The sequence below is a fragment of the Pricia sp. genome (genome assembly GCF_041745955.1).
GTDB lineage: Bacteria > Bacteroidota > Bacteroidia > Flavobacteriales > Flavobacteriaceae > Pricia.
This window is the reverse complement of the sequence record NZ_JBGTHY010000202.1, coordinates 1-18,980: the sequence shown is the minus strand read 5'-3', so window position 1 is coordinate 18,980 and position 18,980 is coordinate 1. Positions and strand designations below refer to the sequence as shown.

Genomic DNA, 18,980 nt, shown 5'->3' with positions numbered 1-18,980 from the left:
AAAAGCTCGTCTTCATCATAAATTGAAGTAGAAACTATGGGATTTCCAAGACTTTCGACAAGCGCTTTGGCTATATTATTGTCAGGCACGCGAATACCGACCGTTTTTTTCTTTTTAAAATCCTTGGGCAAATTATTATTTACCGGAAGGATGAATGTATAGGGACCGGGCAGAGCCCGCTTTAAAATCTTAAAAGTTGCGGTATCGATTTGACGAACATAATCGGAGAGGTTGCTCAAATCGGCACAGATAAACGACCAGTTCGCCTTGGCCAGCTTTACCCCCTTAATACGGGCAATTTTTTCCAAGGCCCTTGAGTTGGTGATGTCGCAGCCCAGTCCGTATACGGTATCCGTGGGATAAATGACCAAACCGCCCTTCCGCAATATTCGAGTTATTAGCTTTAATTGTTCTGCATCGGGATTTTCTTCGTATAACTTTATGAATTCTGCCATAAGGTATTGCCACTATAAACGTTATAATAGAGTATGCTCTATCAAGTCATTAAAATAAAAAAAATATGAAGGCGGTTACCTATATTCTTGTTTTATTTCTTGCTATTGGATGTCTATCCGGTTGTACTTCGGATGATGGCCCGAAAGGCTTGCCCCAAGAACCCGGAGAACCCTTAGCGGCCAAAAACTTGTTGGAACTATCCTATGGCGCCGATCCGGAGCAAGTGTATGATATCTATCTTCCAAAAAACGGGACGTTGGAAACCAAGGTAATAATCTTGGTACATGGCGGCGGTTGGAATTCGGGCGATAAATACGACATGGTAGGTTTTAAAGATTACCTACGTGAGCAACTACCCAATCTGGCAATCGTAAACATGAACTATAGACTGGCGGATGGGAACAACCCACCTTTCCCAATGCAAATCAACGATATTTCTTCGGTCGTCAACGATTTGAAGAACAAACAAGATGAATATCAAATTAGCACGGAACTTGGTTTTTTGGGTGCGAGTGCAGGAGGCCATCTCTCCTTGCTTTGGAGCTATGCCCATGATCAAAGCGAGCATGTAAATATGGTATGTAGCGTGGTCGGGCCCACGAATTTAGCGGATGAGGCCTATCTAACCGCTACCGATAAAGACCTTAAGGATCTTATTCTTCAATTCGGGACCGATATTGAAACATTAAAATCGGTTAGCCCGTTCTATCGGGTCGAATCTACATCGCCCCCAACAATACTATTTTACGGGGCACGAGACCCTCTGATTCCCAATTCGCAAGGTATTGCTTTAAACGATAAATTAGAAGAATTGAACGTGAAGCACGAGTTCACACTGTATGCCAACGGTGGTCACGGCTGGATCGGCTTAGACCTTTTGGATACTTCAGTAAAGTTGAAGGCTTTTATCGAGAAGCATCTTTGAAAGTTGCTGTATCGGTTTTTAATAGCCACCAAATGTAACAACGATACCATTTGAACCACTAAAATTGGTAGCCAAATGAAAGTGAAATATGTTATGGCGATATTCGGTCGGTCAAAAGAGAACTGCTGAAAAGACGCGGGAGAGGATTATATCGCATTGACCACAATATTCAAAATAAGCCATAGCACCAAAATCAATAATGACTTTACCCTATCGTGTTTTACGGCTTTTAATAATGAATATAGGGTCAGGATGAAGGTTTAGGAGATGTAGGTTGAAAGGTTCAATACCCTTTAGAAAATCGAACGGCCTCTTGAATGTATTTTATGAGGATTTTGTCATCTGGCAAATCGGAAATCTTAGTAATCTGTTTGATGCCCTTCATATTGAATTTCTCTCCAATGTTTACCAATAAATTAGGATTGTCACGGAATTGCTTGCCATGCGAGAACATAAAATTCACATGCTTTTTAAAAGCCATTATAGAACATATAATTTTTCCATCAAGTTCAAAGCTAGGGGAGTTCCATTTTATATTTTCCGTGATTTCAGGAGAAGCTTTATGAATCAGGACCCTTAAATGCGAAATAATCGGTATGGTCACTTCAGAAGCCTCATCGATATACCCGTCAATGGTCTTCATTGAGTATTGGGATTAAAGTTCACCATCCAATTGATATCGAACTTGTCGGTGCACATACCAAAATAATCGCCCCAAAAAGTGTTTTCCAAGGTCATGGTGATTTTTCCACCTTCCGACAGACCCTTGAACAAACGATCCGCTTCTTCTTTGCTGGTGGCCCCGATCGAAATGGAAACATTGGTGCCCACGATGTTCTTCGAGGCCCATTCCCCTCCGGTATCGCTGCCCATCAACACGGTCTCTTTGCTAATCGGTAATGAAATATGCATGATGTTCTTGTTATCATCTTCTGACCGGGCGTGGTTTACGTCTTCCGGCATTTGATCAAATCGGCCCAAAAAGGCGAATTCCCCACCAAAAACCGTTCTATAAAAATTAAAGGCTTCTTCGCAATTGCCGGAGAAGGTTACATAGGGATTGATTGTTGCCATGTTTTTTGTTTTACGGTTGCTATTTTTTATTTTAAATTCTAACTTTTTTTGAACATGCTTCGCTTGAAGTAAAGAAAATTATCGTTTGATTTCTCGTCCTATCCATTTTTTAAAAACTCCCTTAATCGCTTACGAATTAAAGAAATCCAACTCTCGGAACAATTTTCTCTGGAAAAGTCCGGATTGTCTTGTGGAAAACTTTCTGTGCCTTCGTGGGTAAGTTTAAGATGTGTTCGGTCATCCTCAGTCGTAAGTTGCCATATTCCCTTGGAATTACCGGGATATCCCCCGTACCGCCAACTATACGAAAGTTTCTTCTCTTCTTCTACTTCCGTTACTTTCCAAATGTGACGGTAATTTTTGCCGTTGGATATAACATCGAACTGGGTCTCAAAACCAATTTCGGATTCGAACGAATCTATATTTTCAAAAAACCATTCCCGCATTTGGCGGCTTTCGGTAATAGCTTTCCAAACCTTACCTATTGAAGCGGGGTATGTTTGTTCCACAACAATTGGTTTTTTCTTTGTTTGTAGGCTCATAATCAATCGGTTTTCTCAGTTTTAATGCTTGGGGTTATTGTTGCTTCGGATTCTACAATTTGAATCAAATTCCCACATTGATCGTTGAATATCGTGATTTTAGCCGATTCGATATCCGTCGGATTCTTAGTAAATTCGACCCCGACATCTTTTAATCGCTTGTACTCTTTTTCTATATTGTAGACATTGAACTGTGTATATGGTATTCCGGCATCCAATAATGCTTTCTGATAGACCTTGGCGGATTCAAAACTTTTTGGGCTCTTTTCATGTCGTCTACATAAATTTCGAATCAACCTACAGGATTTTTTGCTTCCATAATTTTCTCGTTTTTAAATTATAGACCCAAATTAGGGGTTCAAAATCAAAATGGACTTGCCATAGGGCAAGAAATATAGGAAATGACAACTTCGACGTAGTTTTTGAAGCTTTTTAGAACTTCTGCGTACGAACCTACTCAATTAGCGGACAACTTTGTCAAAGTTCGCACAGCTCTGGCAACCTCCTTAAAGTTTGGCAGTTTCCTTTCGAATCCGGCTCAGCGAAGAATCGGTGATGCCCAAATACGAAGCAATTTGCTTTAAATGCGCATATTGAATCACCTCCAGTTTCTCTTTCAACAATTGGAGATAGCGTTGGGTCGCCGAATCGGTAATCATCGAAACCGAACGTTGTTTACATTCGAACAAGCTTTGGGCCATCCAAGCACGGCCCCATTCATTAAAAATTGGGATGGCATGATACAGTTCTTGAAAAACTTCAAAATCCATATTCCAACAAACACAATCGGTCAATGCCTTTACGTTTTCTTGGGTCGGCATCCGTTGAAACAGCGAAGAGACTTCGATAACTATTTCGTTTTCCGAGAAGAAATTTGTGGTAATATCATTGCCGTTGAAGTCATGGACGAAAGCGCGTATCAAGCCTTTCTCCAAAATTAGGTATTCATTAGCTATTTGGCCTTCTTTGAGTAAAAAATCGCCTTTTTTATACATCGTTTTTTTATGGGCATCACAGATATTGTTCAAATCTGAAAGGCTCAGTTCGGGATGGCCGTAAATGTTTTTTAAAAGGGTTCTGTTCATTGGTATAGTTGTAATTAAAATTGCCAAGTTTTACTTATTTGAAGATATGGAAAAATACTTGTAACGTGCATTTTCGTTGATAAAATAATCCTAATCAAGAAATCACCTCCAACTTCGCGAACCGCAGCAACAATTTTTTAATATCGCCCTTCTCGAACTGTATTTCCGCTTTTTTGTCGTTGCCTACACCATCCATTTTTAACACCTTGCCCCTACCGAAACGGGTGTGGTTTACCGTGGATCCTTCTTGGAGACTGGAGTGCACGGCATTGTTGTTTCCAACAGGATTGGCCAGCTCCGGTTTTAGCTTTCGTAGTTTTCTCAGTTGGGTCTCGTTGGGTGTACCGGCTTTGGGCGGGGTGCCCCTTGTCGGTTTGATCTGGCGTAGCCGGCTTTTATCCACATCGCCAAAAATATCGGCATCGATCATGGGTTTGTAGCGGTAGCCGGCGTTGTCTATAGGTGTCAGATTTTCGACATATTGCTCGTCGATTTCCTCTAGAAAGCGGCTCGGTTCGGCATCGATCAATTTGCCCCAACGATAGCGGTTTTGGGTATAGGTAAGATAGGCCTGTTTTTCGGCGCGGGTCAGGGCGACGTAGAACAAACGCCGCTCCTCTTCCAACTCGCTGCGGGTGTTCATGCTCATGGCGGATGGAAACAAATCTTCTTCCATGCCTACGACATATACATATGGGAACTCTAATCCTTTTGCCAAGTGGATGGTCATCAGCGCGACCCGGTCTTCATCGCCGGTATCTTTGTCCAAATCCGTGGCCAGTGCGACATCCTCCAAAAATTCGGAAATATTTCCGGTAGCGTCGGCCAGCTCTTTTTGTCCCTCCACAAAATCTTTGATACCGTTGAGGAGCTCCTCGATATTTTCCATTTTACCGATACCTTCGGGCGTACCGTCCTTTTTGAATTCCAAAAGTATTCCGGTTTTCTTGGCCACATGTTCGGCAAGGGTAAAGGCATCGGCACCCTCGTTCATGATCTGAAAGCTTTTGATCATGGTTATAAAATCCTCGAGCTTTCTTTTAGTACCGGAATTGATTTTGAGATTGATCTTATCCAAATTCTCGATGACCTCAAAAATGGAACGTTTGTAATGATTGGCGGCGACGGTCAACCTATCAAGCGTGGTCTGGCCAATGCCCCTTGAGGGAAAATTGATGATTCGTTTTAGGGCTTCCTCGTCTTTGGGGTTGATTACCAATCGCAGGTATGAGAGTACATCCTTGATTTCCTTTCTTTGATAAAAGGATAATCCCCCGTAAATACGATAGGGAATATCCCTCTTTCGCAGACCATCCTCGATGGAACGGGATTGTGAATTGGTACGATAGAGGACGGCAAACTGGCCATTGGCCAATTGCTCGTTCATTTTATGGTCCCAAATAGATCCCGCAACATACCGCCCTTCTTCAGCGTCGGTGGTACTACGGTGTATCTTTATCGCTCCCCCTTCGTCATTGGCCGTCCACACCACTTTTTCTAACTGGTTCTTGTTTTTGGCAATAATGGAATTGGCGGCGTTGACAATGTTCTTGGTGGATCGATAGTTCTGTTCCAACCGGTACATACCGACATTTTCGTAATCACGTTGAAAATTCAGGATGTTGCTGATGTTCGCGCCCCGGAAAGAATAGATACTCTGCGCATCATCGCCCACCACGCAGATGTTCTGAAAGCGATCGGCCAATGCCTTTACTATGAGGTACTGGGAATGGTTGGTATCTTGATACTCATCGACCAGAATATAGCGAAAACGGTCTTGATACTTGGCCAACACCTCGGGAAAACGGGTCAGCAGTTCATTGGTCCGTAGCAGCAGATCGTCAAAATCCATCGCCCCGGCCTTAAAGCAACGGTCCACATAATTTTGGTAGATATCGCCCATCCGCGGGCGTTTGGCCATGGCATCGGCTTCGACCAGCTCTGGATTCTGTAAGTAGGCCTTGACCGTAATCAAACTATTTTTATAGGAGGATATCCGGTTCTGCACCTGTTTGTACTTGTAGATATCCTTGTCCAGTCCCATTTCCTTTATTATCGCGGAAATCAACCGCTGGGAATCGTGGGTGTCATATATGGTGAAATTGCTGGGGAACCCCAGTTTACTGCCATCATAGCGCAGCAATTTGGCAAAAACGGAGTGGAAAGTTCCCATCCAAAGGTTTTTAGCCTCGGAACTGCCGACAATATCCGCGATACGCTTTTTCATTTCCCGCGCCGCCTTATTGGTAAATGTCAGCGCCAAAATGTTAAAGGCATCCACCCCCTGCGCCATCAGATGGGCAATTCGGTAGGTCAGTACCCGAGTCTTACCCGATCCTGCTCCCGCAATGACCATCAAAGGCCCGTCTTTATGGAGTACGGGCGCTTTTTGAGCGTCGTTCAGTTCGTCTATGAAATTCTTCAAATCTTCCTTTTTTTCCAGTCCGTGAATTTAGCTATAAATCCCTTGAACCTAAAATCTTGCGCTTTCAAATTTTTAAACATTAAAATTGCCCTATATTTAGCAAAAATCTAAAAACCATGAAAAGATTCTTACTAATCGGATTGATACTGCCTGGATTTCTAGCATCCGCCCAGGGCCCGAACCTGACCAAGGATTATAATGCCGTAGCGGAGAAGGTCATCGAATGGCGCAGGGATATCCATGAAAATCCCGAGCTTTCGAACCGGGAGTTCAAGACGGCGGAAAAAATTGCGGCGCATTTGAAATCCTTGGGCATCGAAGTGCAAACGGGCGTGGCTCATACGGGTGTCATAGGGATTTTAAAAGGAAAAAAATCAGGAAAAACGATTGCCTTACGTGCCGATATAGACGCTTTACCGGTACTTGAACGCAACGACCTGCCGTTTAAATCTACCGTTAAGGCGGATTACAATGGGGAAGAAGTACCCGTAATGCATGCCTGCGGACACGATACCCACGTCGCTATTTTGATGGGTGTGGCCGAGGTGCTTTCGAAAAATAAGGATAAAATCAATGGAACGGTGAAATTTATATTCCAACCTGCGGAGGAAGGACCACCACCGGGGGAAGAAGGCGGTGCGCTCTTGATGGTCAAGGAAGGCGTGCTTAAAAATCCCGATGTGGATGCTATATTCGGACTCCATATCAACTCCCAGACACCCGTTGGCGTAATCCGCTATAAATCCGGGGGCACCATGGCGGCGGCGCAGAGCTTTACCATAAAGGTTATGGGCAAACAGAGCCACGGTTCGCAACCTTGGTCCGGCGTGGACCCCATCTTAATCAGCGCCAAAATTATCGACGGCCTCCAGACCATAATCAGTCGAGAGACCAAATTGACACAAGAGGCGGCGGTCATTACCGTAGGCAAGATTACCAGCGGGGTGCGCTTTAATATCATTCCCGAAAGTGCGGAAATGATTGGCACCATCAGAACCCTCGACCAAGGAATGAAGGCCCATATCAACCGTAGGATGCAGGAAATGGTACCTGCAATCGCCAAAGCATATAACGGCGATGCTACCATTGAAATACGGGATGCTACCGAAATTACATATAACGAACCGGCCTTGGTAGAACAGATGCTACCGACCATGAAACGCGTGGCCGGCGAGGCCAACGTTCAAACTCAGAATGCGGTCACGGGTGCCGAAGATTTCTCGTACTATCAGAAAGAGGTGCCCGGATTTTTCTTCTTTTTAGGGGGTATGGAAGCTGGAACGACCGAGTCTTTCCCGCATCACACCCCTGATTTCCGGATCGATGACAGCGGACTGCAATTGGGCGTAAAGACACTCACTGAAATGAGTCTGGATTACCTTAATAAATAAGACGTTATCGCCCCATCCATCCCCCGTCGACCAACATGGTGGTGCCGTTCATGTAGTTGGAAGCCTCGGAACATAGAAAAACGATAGGCCCCTTAAAGTCCTCTGGCTGGCCCCATCTTCCGGCGGGGATTCGGGCCAAAATGGACTCCGACCTTTCTTCGTCGTTGCGAAGGGCCTCGGTGTTGTCCGTACTGATGTATCCGGGTGCGATGGCATTTACATTAACCCCTTTACCAGCCCATTCGTTGGAAAAGGCCATGGTCATCTGGCCGATAGCCCCTTTACTGGCTGCGTATCCAGGCACTGTGATTCCCCCTTGGAAAGTTAGCAACGAGGCCGTAAAAACAATTTTTCCCGAACCACGTTTCACCATTTCCTTCCCGATTTCACGGGTCAATACGAATTGTGCGGTCTGGTTGACCTCGATGACCTTATCCCAATATTCATCTGAATGCTCTACGGCAGGGGCGCGTAAAATAGTTCCAGCGTTATTAATTAGGATATCTATTTTAGGAAAATCATCTTTGACCGCCTCTATAAACTCATAAAGGGATTCCCGCTTACCGAAATCACAGGCATAGGCTTTGAATTTCCGGCCGATGCCCTCCACTTCCTGTTCGACCATACTGCCATGCTTTTCCAAAGTGGCACTTACCCCGATGATATCGGCACCCGCTTCCGCCAAGGCCAATGCCATCGCTTTGCCGATTCCCCGTTTGCAACCGGTCACCAATGCTGTTTTTCCTTTTAGGTTAAAACTGTTCAATACACTCATCTAAATTCTATTTATTTGTCATTACAGTCCTTCTTCATGAAAATGCGGGACCTGTTCGTCCGTCGATCGGTATCGGATACAGGTTGATGCCGGTTTGTTACGTCCAAATATTTCATTCATGATTGCGAATTTGAAGGAAAGGGTCAAAAATAAGCATTCAAAATTGTATTTTTAACCCACTAATAAAATATATTAGAGTTTGTAGGTCGGTTACGTTTCCCTTTGAAATCCAACAACCAAAAGAAGATGTCAAAAAAATTTATACAATTACATCCCGAAGACAATATATTGGCCGCATTGGCAGATTTGCCGGAAGGTACCCCCATAAATCACAATGACAATGATTTTAGACTGGTCGGCGATACTAAGGCCAAACATAAATTTGCGGTCAATCACCTGGCCTTGGGCGAGGAAATCTTTATGTACGGCGCTCTTGTAGGCAAGGCCGTAAAGCCGATAGCGCAGGGAGAAGCGATTACCACCGAGAATGTGGTGCACGCCTCTTCGGAATATGTCACGGGAAAGCAAAAATCATCTTGGAATGCTCCCGATGTCTCCAACTGGGAAAATACCACCTTTAACGGATACCATAGGGCCGATGGCAAAGTCGGTACTGCGAACCATTGGCTTGTTATCCCCTTGGTATTCTGTGAAAACAGGAACGTAGATGTGATTAAATCCGCATTGTTAAAATCTTTGGGATACCATACGGAAACCGATTTTGTCGTGGATACGGAAACCCTTGTGCGTCAATATGAAAAGGGCGCTTCGCAAGAGGAACTGCTATCCTCGGAAATCATCCGTACCTCGGAGGAAATTAAACGGAACCGAACCTTCCCCAATGTAGATGGCATTAAATTCCTAAATCATGATGGAGGATGTGGGGGAATCCGTCAAGATTCCGAAATGCTCTGCAACTTGTTGGCGGGCTATATCACCCATCCCAACACCGCGGGAGCCACCATTTTAAGCCTCGGATGTCAAAATGCGCAGTATCAAATACTGGAAAAAGCCATCAAAAAAAGGGATCCGAATTTTTCAAAACCCCTGCACGTACTCGAACAGCAGCAGAGTAAAAGCGAACGCCATTTTATTGAAGATGCCGTCAAAAGGACCTTTTTAGGATTGATCGAAGCCAATAAGAACGAGCGAAAGCCCGCCCCCCTATCCCATTTGGTATTGGGATTGGAATGTGGCGGTTCGGATGGATTCTCCGGAATTTCCGCGAATCCCGCCCTAGGCTATGCCTCAGATCTGTTGGTGGCACTGGACGCGACTACCGTACTGTCGGAATTCCCCGAACTCAACGGCGTGGAACAGGAACTCATCAACCGATGCGCTACCGAAGAAAATGCGGAAAAATTTGCCCAATTAATGCGCGCCTATTCCGAAAGGGCGGTCGCCGTAGGTTCCGGTTTTGAGAACAACCCCTCGCCCGGCAACATTAAGGACGGACTGATTACAGATGCCATGAAGTCCGCCGGGGCAGCCAAAAAGGGCGGTACCAGCCTCGTGACCGATGTGTTGGATTATGCCGAACCGGTATCCAAAAAAGGGCTGAACCTATTGTGTACGCCCGGTAACGATGTCGAAAGTACAACAGGCCTAGCGGGATCGGGCTGTACCATCATCTGTTTCACTACCGGTCTGGGTACCCCGACAGGAAACCCTATTGCACAGGTCATCAAAATATCGAGTAACAACACCTTGAGCGAACGTATGAAAGACCTTATTGATTTTAATTCAGGCACTATCATCACCGGTGAGGACACAATCGAAAGCAAGGGCGAGGAATTGTTGGAATATATCATCAAAGTCGCCAGTGGCGAGGTAACTCCCGCTGCGGTACGATTGGGACAGGAAGATTTTATTCCTTGGAAGCGGGGGATTTCCCTATAAAAGTTCAAGCCTGCCTGCCGGCGAGGCAAGTTCAAACACAAGTGTCAAGTTCAAGACAGTGTTCCATTGGCGGAAATTCAAAAACATAGCAACACATGCGTCCCCTAAATAGAAAAACAATAACCGACATAAAAGATCTCCCCATAAAAATTATGCAATTCGGCGGTGGCAATTTTCTGCGCGCCTTTGTGGATTGGATGGTAGACGTATTGAATAGGGAAACCGGTTTTAATGGTGGAATAGCGGTCATAAAACCTACTGAAGGGGGCGATTATTCGGAATTAAAGGCTCAAGACGGACTTTTTACGGTACTTCTTGACGGTATAAAGGATGGCAAACCGGTCGCGGAGAAATCGCTGATAACCTCGGTCCAAAAGGTCGTGAATTGCTATACCGATTGGGAAACCTATTTGGATTTGGCAAAAAACCCCGATGTACGATTTGTAGTGTCCAACACGACAGAAGCGGGGATAAAATTCAATAAGGAAGATAAGTTCGAAGATGCCCCCCCTACCGAATTTCCTGCTAAACTGACCGTTTGGCTGTACCATCGCTTCCGGCATTTTGAAGGGGATATGTCGAAAGGTTGTATTTTACTTCCTTGCGAATTGATAGAAAATAACGGGGAAGCCTTAAAAAAATGTGTGATGGCCTATGCCGATAGCTGGCAATTGGGTGATGGATTCACAGAATGGATCGAGTCCGCCAACCCTTTTTGCAACACGTTGGTCGACCGTATCGTATCGGGTTATCCAAAGGATAGGGCCGATAAAATTCAAGAGGAACTGGGTTATGAAGATAAACTTTTAGTGGCCGGGGAATACTATCACAGCTGGGTAATTCAAGGTCCGGATACCGTGCAAAAAGAACTCCCTTTTTCCGAAACGGACTTGAACGTTGAGTTTGTAGATGACCTTGTCCCCTATCGTGAGATGAAAGTCCGGATTTTGAACGGGGCGCATACCTCCATGGTCCCGGTGGCCTATTTGGCCGGCATCCGGTTTGTGAAAGAGGCGATGGAAGATGAAGTGGTCAGCGGCTTTATAGCATCCCTTTTATGGGAAGAGGCGGCAAAGACCTTGGACTTTCCCCAAGAAGTCAAACGGAAATTCGTGGCCGATGTTCTGGACCGTTTTCGAAATCCGCTTTTAAAGCATCAATTGATCAGTATATCCTTGAACAGCACCTCCAAATTCACGGCCCGTCTATTACCGACCTTGAAAGATTATTACGCCAACGAGGGGAAATTACCCACACGGATCGTTTTCGGCCTATCCGCATTGATCCGATTTTATAAGGGGGAAATCGATGGGGAATACATCCCGTTAAAGGACGACCAAAAAGTTTTGGATTTTTTTGCAACCCAATGGAATAAATATAGTTCCACTAAATTGTCTTTGTTAGAATTATCCCGATTCATATTAAGTAGCACCTCAATTTGGAAAGAGGATTTGACAAAACTTGACGGACTGGTCGAAAGTGTTTCGAGAAACCTAGAAGCCATTGACAACAATGATATCCATGATGCTTTGGCGAGTTTATAGACATAAGAATTGCTGAAAGTCGGATGCTCGGTGTTTTTTGTAAGATAATCCCCTCTTGAATTTGAACATCGTGCATCGAGCACCGACCATCAAACCATTTTTAATGGCACAAAAGGAGTTTAACCTCTAATTAAAAATCAAAAACTACAACCATGACCATAGATTCCCACCAACATTTTTGGAAGTATAATCCTGAATCACACGCTTGGATCGATGATGCCATGACCACTATTCGGCGTGATTTCTTGCCCTCCGAACTAAAATCGGTCTGTATCGAAAATGGTATTGACGGCTGTGTTGCCGTACAAGCGGACCAAACACTTGCTGAAACCGATTTTCTATTGGATCTGGCACAGCGGCACGATTTCATCAAAGGCGTGGTCGGATGGGCCGATCTGCGGGACAAAAACGTGGACGAAATATTGGAAAGCTATGCGTCCCATAAAAAATTGAAAGGTTGGCGGCATGTGGTACAGGAGGAACCGGATACCAATTTTTTGCTGAGGCCCGATTTTTTAAGGGGGATATCCTATCTGGAAAAATACGGGTTCACCTATGATATTTTGGTGTTTCCCCACCAATTGGGTGCCGTTTTGGAATTTGTAAAGCGCTTTCCACACCAAAAGTTCGTCATCGACCATGTTGCCAAACCGTATATCAAAGATAGTTTTTACGAGGGATGGGCCGTTTTGATGAAAGCCATTGCCCAACACGAAAACGTGTATTGCAAAGTATCAGGCATGATTACGGAAGCGGATTACAATTCATGGACACCGGAACAATTACACCCCTACCTACACCACATTTTGGAGATTTTTGGCAGTGAAAGGCTCATGTTCGGCTCCGACTGGCCGGTATGTCTAGTGGCTGGGAATTACGGACAGGTCAAGGCGGTGATAATGGATTTTATTTCAGGTCTGGGCGAAAACGACCAAAATAGGATTATGGGCGGTAACGCAGTGGCATTTTATCGCCTGTGAATAGAATCCCAGTGTCAAATTGGGAAGCCGCTGAGCAAGGTTCTACTACCTGTAAAATTGGCGAAATCCTAACTGCCTACAACATTGACCAATGTCCCAATCCGGTCAATCGTAATCCGCACTTCATCGCCAACTTTCAAAGTAAAATCATCAGGAGGTATGATACCGGTACCCGTCATCAAAAAGCAACCCTTGGGAAATTTACATTCCCTAAATAAAAATGCTACCAACTCGTTGTGTTTCCGTTTCATTTGGCTGATGGCAATACTATCTGAAAAAACTTCTTTGCCGTCCCGCAGAATTTCCAACTGTATTTTAGTGTCCGGGGAAATAGGCTCTTCCGGAACATAAATACAAGGTCCCAACCCTGCACAACCTTCATAGGTCTTTGCCTGGGGAAGATATAGGGGGTTTTCACCCTCTATGCTTCGGGAGCTCATATCGTTGCCGATGGTATAGCCTTCAATACTGCCTTCCGAACTGATAAAAAGCGTGAGTTCGGGCTCCGGCACGTCCCAACCAGAATCTTTTCGGATTCGTACCGTTCCGCCATGGCCTACGGTACGCTGCGCAGTAGCCTTAAAAAAGAGTTCAGGGCGGTCTGCATCGTAGACACGATCGTAAAAACTGCCGCCGCCCGCTTTTTTAGATTCTTCCATGCGCGCCTCCCTACTGCGCATATAGGTAACCCCGGATGCCCAGATTTCTTGCGTACCCATTGGGGCCTGTAGCACATTCGGTAGACTTTTATTGGAGCCGGACTGCATAGTCCGAACTTCTTTTAGAAGGGCTTCATACAAATTTTTTCGGTTAAGAAAAGCATCCCAATCCTCTACTTTTTTATGGTAAAACGTCTCGTTATGTTTGATGATGGCCCCTTCAGGAGTCTTATAAATTTGCATGGGAATATACTTTTTAAGGATTAATCAGGATAAAAATAGCGGTTTTTTTGAGACAAGATAAAATCCGAATGCGTTGAGGCTTATTTTTAACAGGATATTGTTTTATCTTGCCTTTTCTTAAAAACAACTTATGTTCGAAATTAATAACAAAATTGCGATTATAACCGGTGCTAGTGGAGCCTTGGCAGGAAGCGTTGCCAAAAGTCTGGCCAGTGCTGGCGTAAAACTGGCATTATTGAGCCGTAAGGAATCTTCGCTTCAATTCTTAATGGATGAGATAACCAAGTCCGGTGGAAGAGCCAAAGCCTATGAGGCGGATATTTTGGATGAGGTATCGCTGCAGAAGGCAAAATTGCAGATTATGAACGATTTCGGAAGGATTGATATCCTTCTGAACATTGCGGGCGGAAATCTGCCCGGTGCCACCATTGCTCCCGATAAAACGATTTTCAATCTCTCCATGGACGATTTTAAAAAAGTGACCGACCTAAACCTGAACGGCACTGTTTTGCCTTCATTGGTTTTCGGGAAAACCATGGCCGATCAAAAAGCGGGGGTGATTATCAATTACTCCTCCATGGCGGTAGAACGCGTCATAACCAGGGTAGCAGGATATTCGGCCTCTAAAGCGGCCATGGAAAATTTCACCCGTTGGATGGCCGTTGAAATGGCCACAAAATTCGGGGAAGGCGTTCGCGTAAATGCCATCGCCCCGGGATTTTTTATCGGGAAACAAAATAAGGCCCTTCTTACCAATGAGAACGGCTCGTACACCCAACGCGGACAGGACATCATTAGAAACACGCCCATGGGTCGCTTCGGGGATGCCGAGGAACTCAACGGTGCCATCCACTTTTTATGCAGCGATGCCGCCAAGTTCATAACGGGAATCGTGCTTCCTGTAGATGGGGGCTTCAGCGCATTCAGCGGGGTTTGAGTAAGTAACCAGTGGCAGTTTCAATAGATGGTGAAAATTTAATTAATTAGAAATGGAACAAACATGGCGATGGTACGGGCCGAGCGATCCCGTCAGCCTTCAGGATATTAAACAAGCCGGCGCGACCGGTATTGTAAATGCTTTACACCATATTCCCAACGGGGAGGTCTGGCAGGTCTCGGAAATCAAAAAACGTAAAAAAACCATCGAGGATAGCGGACTCGTTTGGTCGGTAGTAGAATCGTTACCCATCCACGAGGGCATCAAGACCCAAAAAGGGGATTATAAGCAGCATATCGAAAATTACAAGCAAAGCCTGAAAAATTTGGCGGAATGCGATGTGAGGGTGGTATGCTACAATTTTATGCCTGTTTTAGATTGGACGCGTACAAGTTTGGACTACGAGGTCGAAGACGGTTCAAAAGCCTTGAGGTTCGAATTCAATGCACTGGCCGCATTTGATCTTTTTATACTCAAGCGGCCCAATGCCAAGGCGACCTACAGTAAAGACCAAATTGCCGCTGCCCAAGAACGTTTTGACCGCATGTCGGAAAACGAAATTTGGGAATTGGTAAAAACTATTATTGCCGGGCTGCCGGGTTCTTCTGAAGGCTATCCGGTGCCTGAAAAGGGCTATGATCTTAGTAAATTCCAGAGCATTTTAGACACGTACGAGAATATTGGGGAAGCCGAAATGCGTAATCATCTCGTCCATTTTTTAGAACAGGTGGTTCCCGTTGCCGAAGAAAACGGTATTCGTATGTGTATCCATCCCGATGATCCGCCATTTTCGATTTTAGGCCTACCACGAATAATGGGCACCGAAAAGGATTATGCCTATATTTTCGACAAGGTGAAATCCGTTCATAATGGCATAACTTTTTGTACGGGATCCTTAGGTGTTCGCGAGGATAATGATATTTTGAGGATGTTCGAACGTTTTGCCGATCGCGTACATTTTCTACATCTCAGAAGTACCCAACGCGACGGTAAGGGCAATTTTTATGAAGCAAACCACTTGGAAGGTGATGTACCCATGTACGACCTCATCAAGAAAATACTCCAAGAGGAAAAAAGACGAAAAGCAGCAGGGCGAGAGGATAATCAAATTCCCATGCGCCCCGATCACGGCCATCAAATGTTGGACGACCTACGCAAAAAAACAAACCCCGGCTATTCAGCCATCGGTCGCTTACGCGGTCTGGCTGAATTACGGGGATTGGAAATGGGAATTCAAAAATCGCATTTCGAATAATCGTCGTGTGCCAAATGCGAATCGCCATACGCCAAACACAGGTTTGATTTGTAGTATGGCGATTTACGTAATACTTTTTACGTTCAGCGTTTAGTGAAAAACTAACTTCTCAACTTCTTGATTAAAGCCAAAGTTTCCTTTACCCTTTTTTCGAGTCCTGCGAAATCTTTGTTGGCCAGAATGTCCTTACTGATCATCTGTGACCCCATACCTACGCAAGTTACACCTGCGCTGAACCAGCCTTTAAGGTTCTCCTCGTCCGTGCTTACGCCGCCCGTGGGCATGACGCTCGTCCAAGGTTGTGGTCCTTTAATGGCCTTAACGAATCCGGGGCCGTAGGTGTCGCCCGGGAAAAGCTTGACAATTTCACAGCCCAGTTCCTCTGCGCGATTAATTTCGGTCAGGGTGCCGCAACCCGGAGACCAAAGTACTTTTCTACGGTTACAGACGATGGCGATATCTTCGCGGAAAGTCGGGGTAACGATAAAATTAGCTCCCATTTGCATGAACATACTGGCCGCCGCTGCGTCGGTGATGGAACCAACGCCCATGACCATACCCGGAAGTTCTTTGATTGCGAATTTGTTCAGTTCGCGAAAAACCTCAAAAGCGAAATCGCCGCGAGCCGTAAATTCCATTAAACGCGAACCACCGTCGAAACAGGCTTTCAGTACTTTTTTCCCGAGTTCGACATCGGGGTGATAAAATAACGGCACCATGCCGGTTTCTTCCATTACTTGTATTACTTGTATTCTTGTAAACTGCGCCATGGGCATTTAGTTGTAGTTTATTGTTTAAAATCACCTTGCTACCCTTCCCGACGCATCACCGCCCATCAGCTTTTCTACCTCATCGACTGTCGAAAGGTTGGCATCACCCGTAATAGTGTGTTTCAAGCAAGACGCCGCCACGGCGAAGTTCAATGCGTTTTGGTCGTCTTCGGGATATTTTAGGAGTCCGTAAATCAGGCCGCCCATAAACGAATCGCCACCTCCTACCCTATCGACGATATGGGTGATTTGGTATTCGGGGGATTTGAACATGGTTTTACCATCATAAAGCACGCCCGCCCATGTGTTGTGCGAAGCAGAAATCGATCCCCTTAATGTAGTAATCACCTTTTTGGCATCCGGAAACTTTTTCATCATTTGTTGGCAAACCGAAAGAAAGGCCTCTGCTTTGACATGTTCGCCCTGAGTGGTGATATCCAAGCCTTTGGGTTTGATACCGAAGTGTTTTTCGGCGTCTTCCTCATTGCCAAGGATGATGTCGCAATGGGAAGTCAACTCCGTCATAATTCCTTCGGGTTCAACACCGTACTTCCATAATTTGGCGCGATAGTTCAAGTCCGTTGAAACGGTCACCCCTTTTTCTTTGGCCGCTTTTACGGCTTCGAGACAAACATCGGCGGCACCTTGGGAGATTGCCGGAGTGATTCCCGTCCAATGAAACCATTCCACTCCGTCGAAAACGGTATCCCAATCGATCATCCCTTTTTTAATCTCGGCGATGGCGGAATGGGCTCGGTCATAGACGACCTTGCTTCCGCGGCTTACTGCACCTGTTTCCAAAAAGTAGATTCCCAAACGGTCTCCTCCATATACAATCTTGTCGGTACCAACGCCCCTTTTACGCATCTCCATCAGGGCACACTCCCCAATATCGTTTTTGGGCAGTCTTGTGACGAAGTCCACCGGAACGCCATAATTGGCGAGTGAAACCGCCACATTACTTTCTCCGCCTCCATATACGACATCGAAACTGTTGGTCTGCGAAAACCTTAAAAATCCCGGAGGGGACAACCGCAACATGATTTCCCCGAAAGTCACTACTTTTTTCATTTACTATCGATTAGTTATGTTTTGCATTTCAAGCCCTTTTCGAGCATTACGAATATAAGTATTATTAGTATATCCTCAAAAATAGGATTAGCGCTTGATAAGGAAAGTAACAAATGGTTTGGAAAATGAAACAATCGAGAAATGATATTTGAACAGACCCTAAAGTTTATAGGCTTGCCGGGCAAGCAACTTCCACTTTCCGCCTTGTTTTTGGTAGATCAACAGGACACCGATCCGTACGTCGGTAGGTTCGCCATCATCGGTGCCTTCCGCTACAAAAATATGTCTTACAATGGCTGTTTTTCCGGAAATATGGATATTCTGTCCCTCCGGAACAATCGAACTGAATTCGAAAGATCCATTTAAAACAGCATCTAAGTATTGCGGCTTGTCTTCGATTTTTCCGCTTGAATGGCCATACGTCAAGTCTTTGGCCGTTAAGTTTTCAAGTGTTTTCCCATCCTTATCCACCATTGCCCTGTACAGTTCCTCAACGGCGGTATCCAGCTGTTGTTGGTCATTGTTTGATTGGGCAAATACGATTACGGTACACAACGCAAGTAAAATACTTAGGAAATTTCGTTTTTTCATTATTGGATTTGTTAGGGATATGGTCCGGAGTTCGGTTCCAAATAAAAGTCAAGACGGCTTTTTTGGGTCGTTATACTCCTGCCACTTAGAAATTAGTTGGTATCGGCACTCAGATGATCGTTTAACTCTTTACGGGTCATGGGCAACTTATTGTCCGGATACTTTTTGAGCCAATCCCGAAAATCGGCTTTTATTTTATCCGTCCAACCCGTATCGATTTGCCCCGGGGTATATATTTTTTCCCGAAGACGCTGGAATCCGAATTGATCACGGAGGGCAACAACTTCCGAAGACAATACTAAATTGGCGACCAAATGTGCGGGAATAAAGACGATGCCATGGCGATTTGCAAGTACCA

At 45.1% G+C, this 18,980-nt stretch carries 19 protein-coding genes and 1 pseudogene; 7 read left to right on the top strand and 13 right to left on the bottom strand.

Features of this window, described 5'->3' with window-relative positions; translation table 11 throughout:
- Positions 1–455 (bottom strand): L-threonylcarbamoyladenylate synthase (locus ACEW8S_RS07135; protein ID WP_373517477.1); only part of this gene is annotated, 455 nt, incomplete at its 3' end.
- A 65-nt stretch (positions 456–520) separates the two neighbouring features.
- Between ACEW8S_RS07135 and ACEW8S_RS07130 the strand changes: the two genes are divergently transcribed.
- Complete coding sequence (locus ACEW8S_RS07130; protein ID WP_373517476.1) at positions 521–1,381, top strand: alpha/beta hydrolase fold domain-containing protein; 861 nt, start codon at positions 521–523, stop codon at positions 1,379–1,381.
- 283 nt (positions 1,382–1,664) lie between these two features.
- Here the strand turns inward: ACEW8S_RS07130 and ACEW8S_RS07125 are convergent, their stop codons facing one another.
- The 6 genes from ACEW8S_RS07125 to ACEW8S_RS07100 form a co-directional block, all read right to left on the bottom strand.
- The gene (locus tag ACEW8S_RS07125) at positions 1,665–2,024 is read right to left on the bottom strand and encodes a DUF1801 domain-containing protein (RefSeq protein ID WP_373517475.1); all 360 of its coding nucleotides are present in this window, start codon (positions 2,022–2,024) and stop codon (positions 1,665–1,667) included.
- Positions 2,021–2,455 carry a VOC family protein gene (locus ACEW8S_RS07120; RefSeq protein ID WP_373517474.1) on the bottom strand — a complete coding sequence of 145 codons (435 nt, stop codon included), beginning with the start codon at positions 2,453–2,455 and terminating at the stop codon, positions 2,021–2,023. Before ACEW8S_RS07120 ends, ACEW8S_RS07125 begins: the two co-directional genes overlap by 4 nt.
- Positions 2,456–2,553: 98 nt before the next feature.
- On the bottom strand, positions 2,554–2,997 hold the full coding sequence (locus ACEW8S_RS07115; RefSeq protein WP_373517473.1) for an SRPBCC domain-containing protein: 444 nt from the start codon (positions 2,995–2,997) through the stop codon (positions 2,554–2,556).
- 2 nt (positions 2,998–2,999) lie between these two features.
- Positions 3,000–3,293 carry a VOC family protein gene (locus ACEW8S_RS07110; RefSeq protein WP_373517472.1) on the bottom strand — a complete coding sequence of 98 codons (294 nt, stop codon included), beginning with the start codon at positions 3,291–3,293 and terminating at the stop codon, positions 3,000–3,002.
- 210 nt (positions 3,294–3,503) lie between these two features.
- On the bottom strand, positions 3,504–4,082 hold the full coding sequence (locus ACEW8S_RS07105; protein ID WP_373517471.1) for a Crp/Fnr family transcriptional regulator: 579 nt from the start codon (positions 4,080–4,082) through the stop codon (positions 3,504–3,506).
- A gap of 94 nt (positions 4,083–4,176) precedes the next feature.
- A complete protein-coding gene (locus tag ACEW8S_RS07100; protein WP_373517470.1) occupies positions 4,177–6,507 on the bottom strand; it encodes an ATP-dependent helicase in 2,331 nt (776 codons plus the stop codon).
- Positions 6,508–6,623: 116 nt separating this feature from the next.
- On the opposite strand from ACEW8S_RS07100, the gene ACEW8S_RS07095 reads away from it, so the two are divergent.
- Positions 6,624–7,898: an amidohydrolase gene (locus tag ACEW8S_RS07095; protein WP_373517469.1), complete on the top strand. Its 1,275-nt coding sequence runs from the start codon at positions 6,624–6,626 to the stop codon at positions 7,896–7,898.
- A gap of 4 nt (positions 7,899–7,902) precedes the next feature.
- Here the strand turns inward: ACEW8S_RS07095 and ACEW8S_RS07090 are convergent, their stop codons facing one another.
- Positions 7,903–8,673 (bottom strand): SDR family NAD(P)-dependent oxidoreductase, encoded by a 771-nt coding sequence (locus ACEW8S_RS07090; protein ID WP_373517468.1) that lies wholly within the window; start codon positions 8,671–8,673, stop codon positions 7,903–7,905.
- A 246-nt stretch (positions 8,674–8,919) separates the two neighbouring features.
- On the opposite strand from ACEW8S_RS07090, the gene ACEW8S_RS07085 reads away from it, so the two are divergent.
- From ACEW8S_RS07085 to ACEW8S_RS07075, 3 genes are all read left to right on the top strand, one after another.
- On the top strand, positions 8,920–10,572 hold the full coding sequence (locus ACEW8S_RS07085; RefSeq protein WP_373517467.1) for a UxaA family hydrolase: 1,653 nt from the start codon (positions 8,920–8,922) through the stop codon (positions 10,570–10,572).
- Positions 10,573–10,667: 95 nt separating this feature from the next.
- The gene (locus ACEW8S_RS07080; RefSeq protein ID WP_373517466.1) at positions 10,668–12,116 is read left to right on the top strand and encodes a tagaturonate reductase; all 1,449 of its coding nucleotides are present in this window, start codon (positions 10,668–10,670) and stop codon (positions 12,114–12,116) included.
- 152 nt (positions 12,117–12,268) lie between these two features.
- The gene (locus tag ACEW8S_RS07075; protein WP_373517465.1) at positions 12,269–13,096 is read left to right on the top strand and encodes an amidohydrolase; all 828 of its coding nucleotides are present in this window, start codon (positions 12,269–12,271) and stop codon (positions 13,094–13,096) included.
- A 68-nt stretch (positions 13,097–13,164) separates the two neighbouring features.
- On the opposite strand, the gene ACEW8S_RS07070 is transcribed toward ACEW8S_RS07075, so the two are convergent.
- Positions 13,165–13,998 carry a fumarylacetoacetate hydrolase family protein gene (locus ACEW8S_RS07070; RefSeq protein ID WP_373517464.1) on the bottom strand — a complete coding sequence of 278 codons (834 nt, stop codon included), beginning with the start codon at positions 13,996–13,998 and terminating at the stop codon, positions 13,165–13,167.
- Between the two features lie 130 nt (positions 13,999–14,128).
- Between ACEW8S_RS07070 and ACEW8S_RS07065 the strand changes: the two genes are divergently transcribed.
- Positions 14,129–14,935 carry an SDR family oxidoreductase gene (locus tag ACEW8S_RS07065; RefSeq protein ID WP_373517463.1) on the top strand — a complete coding sequence of 269 codons (807 nt, stop codon included), beginning with the start codon at positions 14,129–14,131 and terminating at the stop codon, positions 14,933–14,935.
- Positions 14,936–14,987: 52 nt separating this feature from the next.
- Positions 14,988–16,190 (top strand): mannonate dehydratase, encoded by a 1,203-nt coding sequence (uxuA, locus tag ACEW8S_RS07060; RefSeq protein ID WP_373517462.1) that lies wholly within the window; start codon positions 14,988–14,990, stop codon positions 16,188–16,190.
- Between the two features lie 101 nt (positions 16,191–16,291).
- Here uxuA and ACEW8S_RS07055 read toward each other — a convergent pair whose 3' ends face one another.
- From ACEW8S_RS07055 to ACEW8S_RS07040, 4 genes and pseudogenes are all read right to left on the bottom strand, one after another.
- A complete protein-coding gene (locus tag ACEW8S_RS07055) occupies positions 16,292–16,960 on the bottom strand; it encodes a bifunctional 4-hydroxy-2-oxoglutarate aldolase/2-dehydro-3-deoxy-phosphogluconate aldolase (protein WP_373517461.1) in 669 nt (222 codons plus the stop codon).
- 30 nt (positions 16,961–16,990) lie between these two features.
- Complete coding sequence (locus tag ACEW8S_RS07050; RefSeq protein WP_373517460.1) at positions 16,991–18,031, bottom strand: PfkB family carbohydrate kinase; 1,041 nt, start codon at positions 18,029–18,031, stop codon at positions 16,991–16,993.
- A gap of 159 nt (positions 18,032–18,190) precedes the next feature.
- Positions 18,191–18,622, bottom strand: coding sequence for a nuclear transport factor 2 family protein (locus ACEW8S_RS07045; protein ID WP_373517459.1), 432 nt, complete (start codon positions 18,620–18,622; stop codon positions 18,191–18,193).
- A gap of 92 nt (positions 18,623–18,714) precedes the next feature.
- Positions 18,715–18,980 (bottom strand): annotated as a pseudogene (locus tag ACEW8S_RS07040) (RraA family protein); the annotation flags it as partial.

Excerpts from the sequence above, each read along its gene's own strand:
- ACEW8S_RS07130 (WP_373517476.1), top strand. The coding sequence starts at position 521 with ATGAAGGCGGTTACCTATATTCTTGTTTTATTTCTTGCTATTGGATGT.
- ACEW8S_RS07125 (WP_373517475.1), bottom strand. The coding sequence starts at position 2,024 with ATGAAGACCATTGACGGGTATATCGATGAGGCTTCTGAAGTGACCATA.
- ACEW8S_RS07120 (WP_373517474.1), bottom strand. The coding sequence starts at position 2,455 with ATGGCAACAATCAATCCCTATGTAACCTTCTCCGGCAATTGCGAAGAA.
- ACEW8S_RS07115 (WP_373517473.1), bottom strand. The coding sequence starts at position 2,997 with ATGAGCCTACAAACAAAGAAAAAACCAATTGTTGTGGAACAAACATAC.
- ACEW8S_RS07105 (WP_373517471.1), bottom strand. The coding sequence starts at position 4,082 with ATGAACAGAACCCTTTTAAAAAACATTTACGGCCATCCCGAACTGAGC.
- ACEW8S_RS07095 (WP_373517469.1), top strand. The coding sequence starts at position 6,624 with ATGAAAAGATTCTTACTAATCGGATTGATACTGCCTGGATTTCTAGCA.
- ACEW8S_RS07090 (WP_373517468.1), bottom strand. The coding sequence starts at position 8,673 with ATGAGTGTATTGAACAGTTTTAACCTAAAAGGAAAAACAGCATTGGTG.
- ACEW8S_RS07085 (WP_373517467.1), top strand. The coding sequence starts at position 8,920 with ATGTCAAAAAAATTTATACAATTACATCCCGAAGACAATATATTGGCC.
- ACEW8S_RS07080 (WP_373517466.1), top strand. The coding sequence starts at position 10,668 with ATGCGTCCCCTAAATAGAAAAACAATAACCGACATAAAAGATCTCCCC.
- ACEW8S_RS07075 (WP_373517465.1), top strand. The coding sequence starts at position 12,269 with ATGACCATAGATTCCCACCAACATTTTTGGAAGTATAATCCTGAATCA.
- ACEW8S_RS07070 (WP_373517464.1), bottom strand. The coding sequence starts at position 13,998 with ATGCAAATTTATAAGACTCCTGAAGGGGCCATCATCAAACATAACGAG.
- ACEW8S_RS07065 (WP_373517463.1), top strand. The coding sequence starts at position 14,129 with ATGTTCGAAATTAATAACAAAATTGCGATTATAACCGGTGCTAGTGGA.
- uxuA (WP_373517462.1), top strand. The coding sequence starts at position 14,988 with ATGGAACAAACATGGCGATGGTACGGGCCGAGCGATCCCGTCAGCCTT.
- ACEW8S_RS07055 (WP_373517461.1), bottom strand. The coding sequence starts at position 16,960 with ATGGCGCAGTTTACAAGAATACAAGTAATACAAGTAATGGAAGAAACC.
- ACEW8S_RS07050 (WP_373517460.1), bottom strand. The coding sequence starts at position 18,031 with ATGAAAAAAGTAGTGACTTTCGGGGAAATCATGTTGCGGTTGTCCCCT.
- ACEW8S_RS07045 (WP_373517459.1), bottom strand. The coding sequence starts at position 18,622 with ATGAAAAAACGAAATTTCCTAAGTATTTTACTTGCGTTGTGTACCGTA.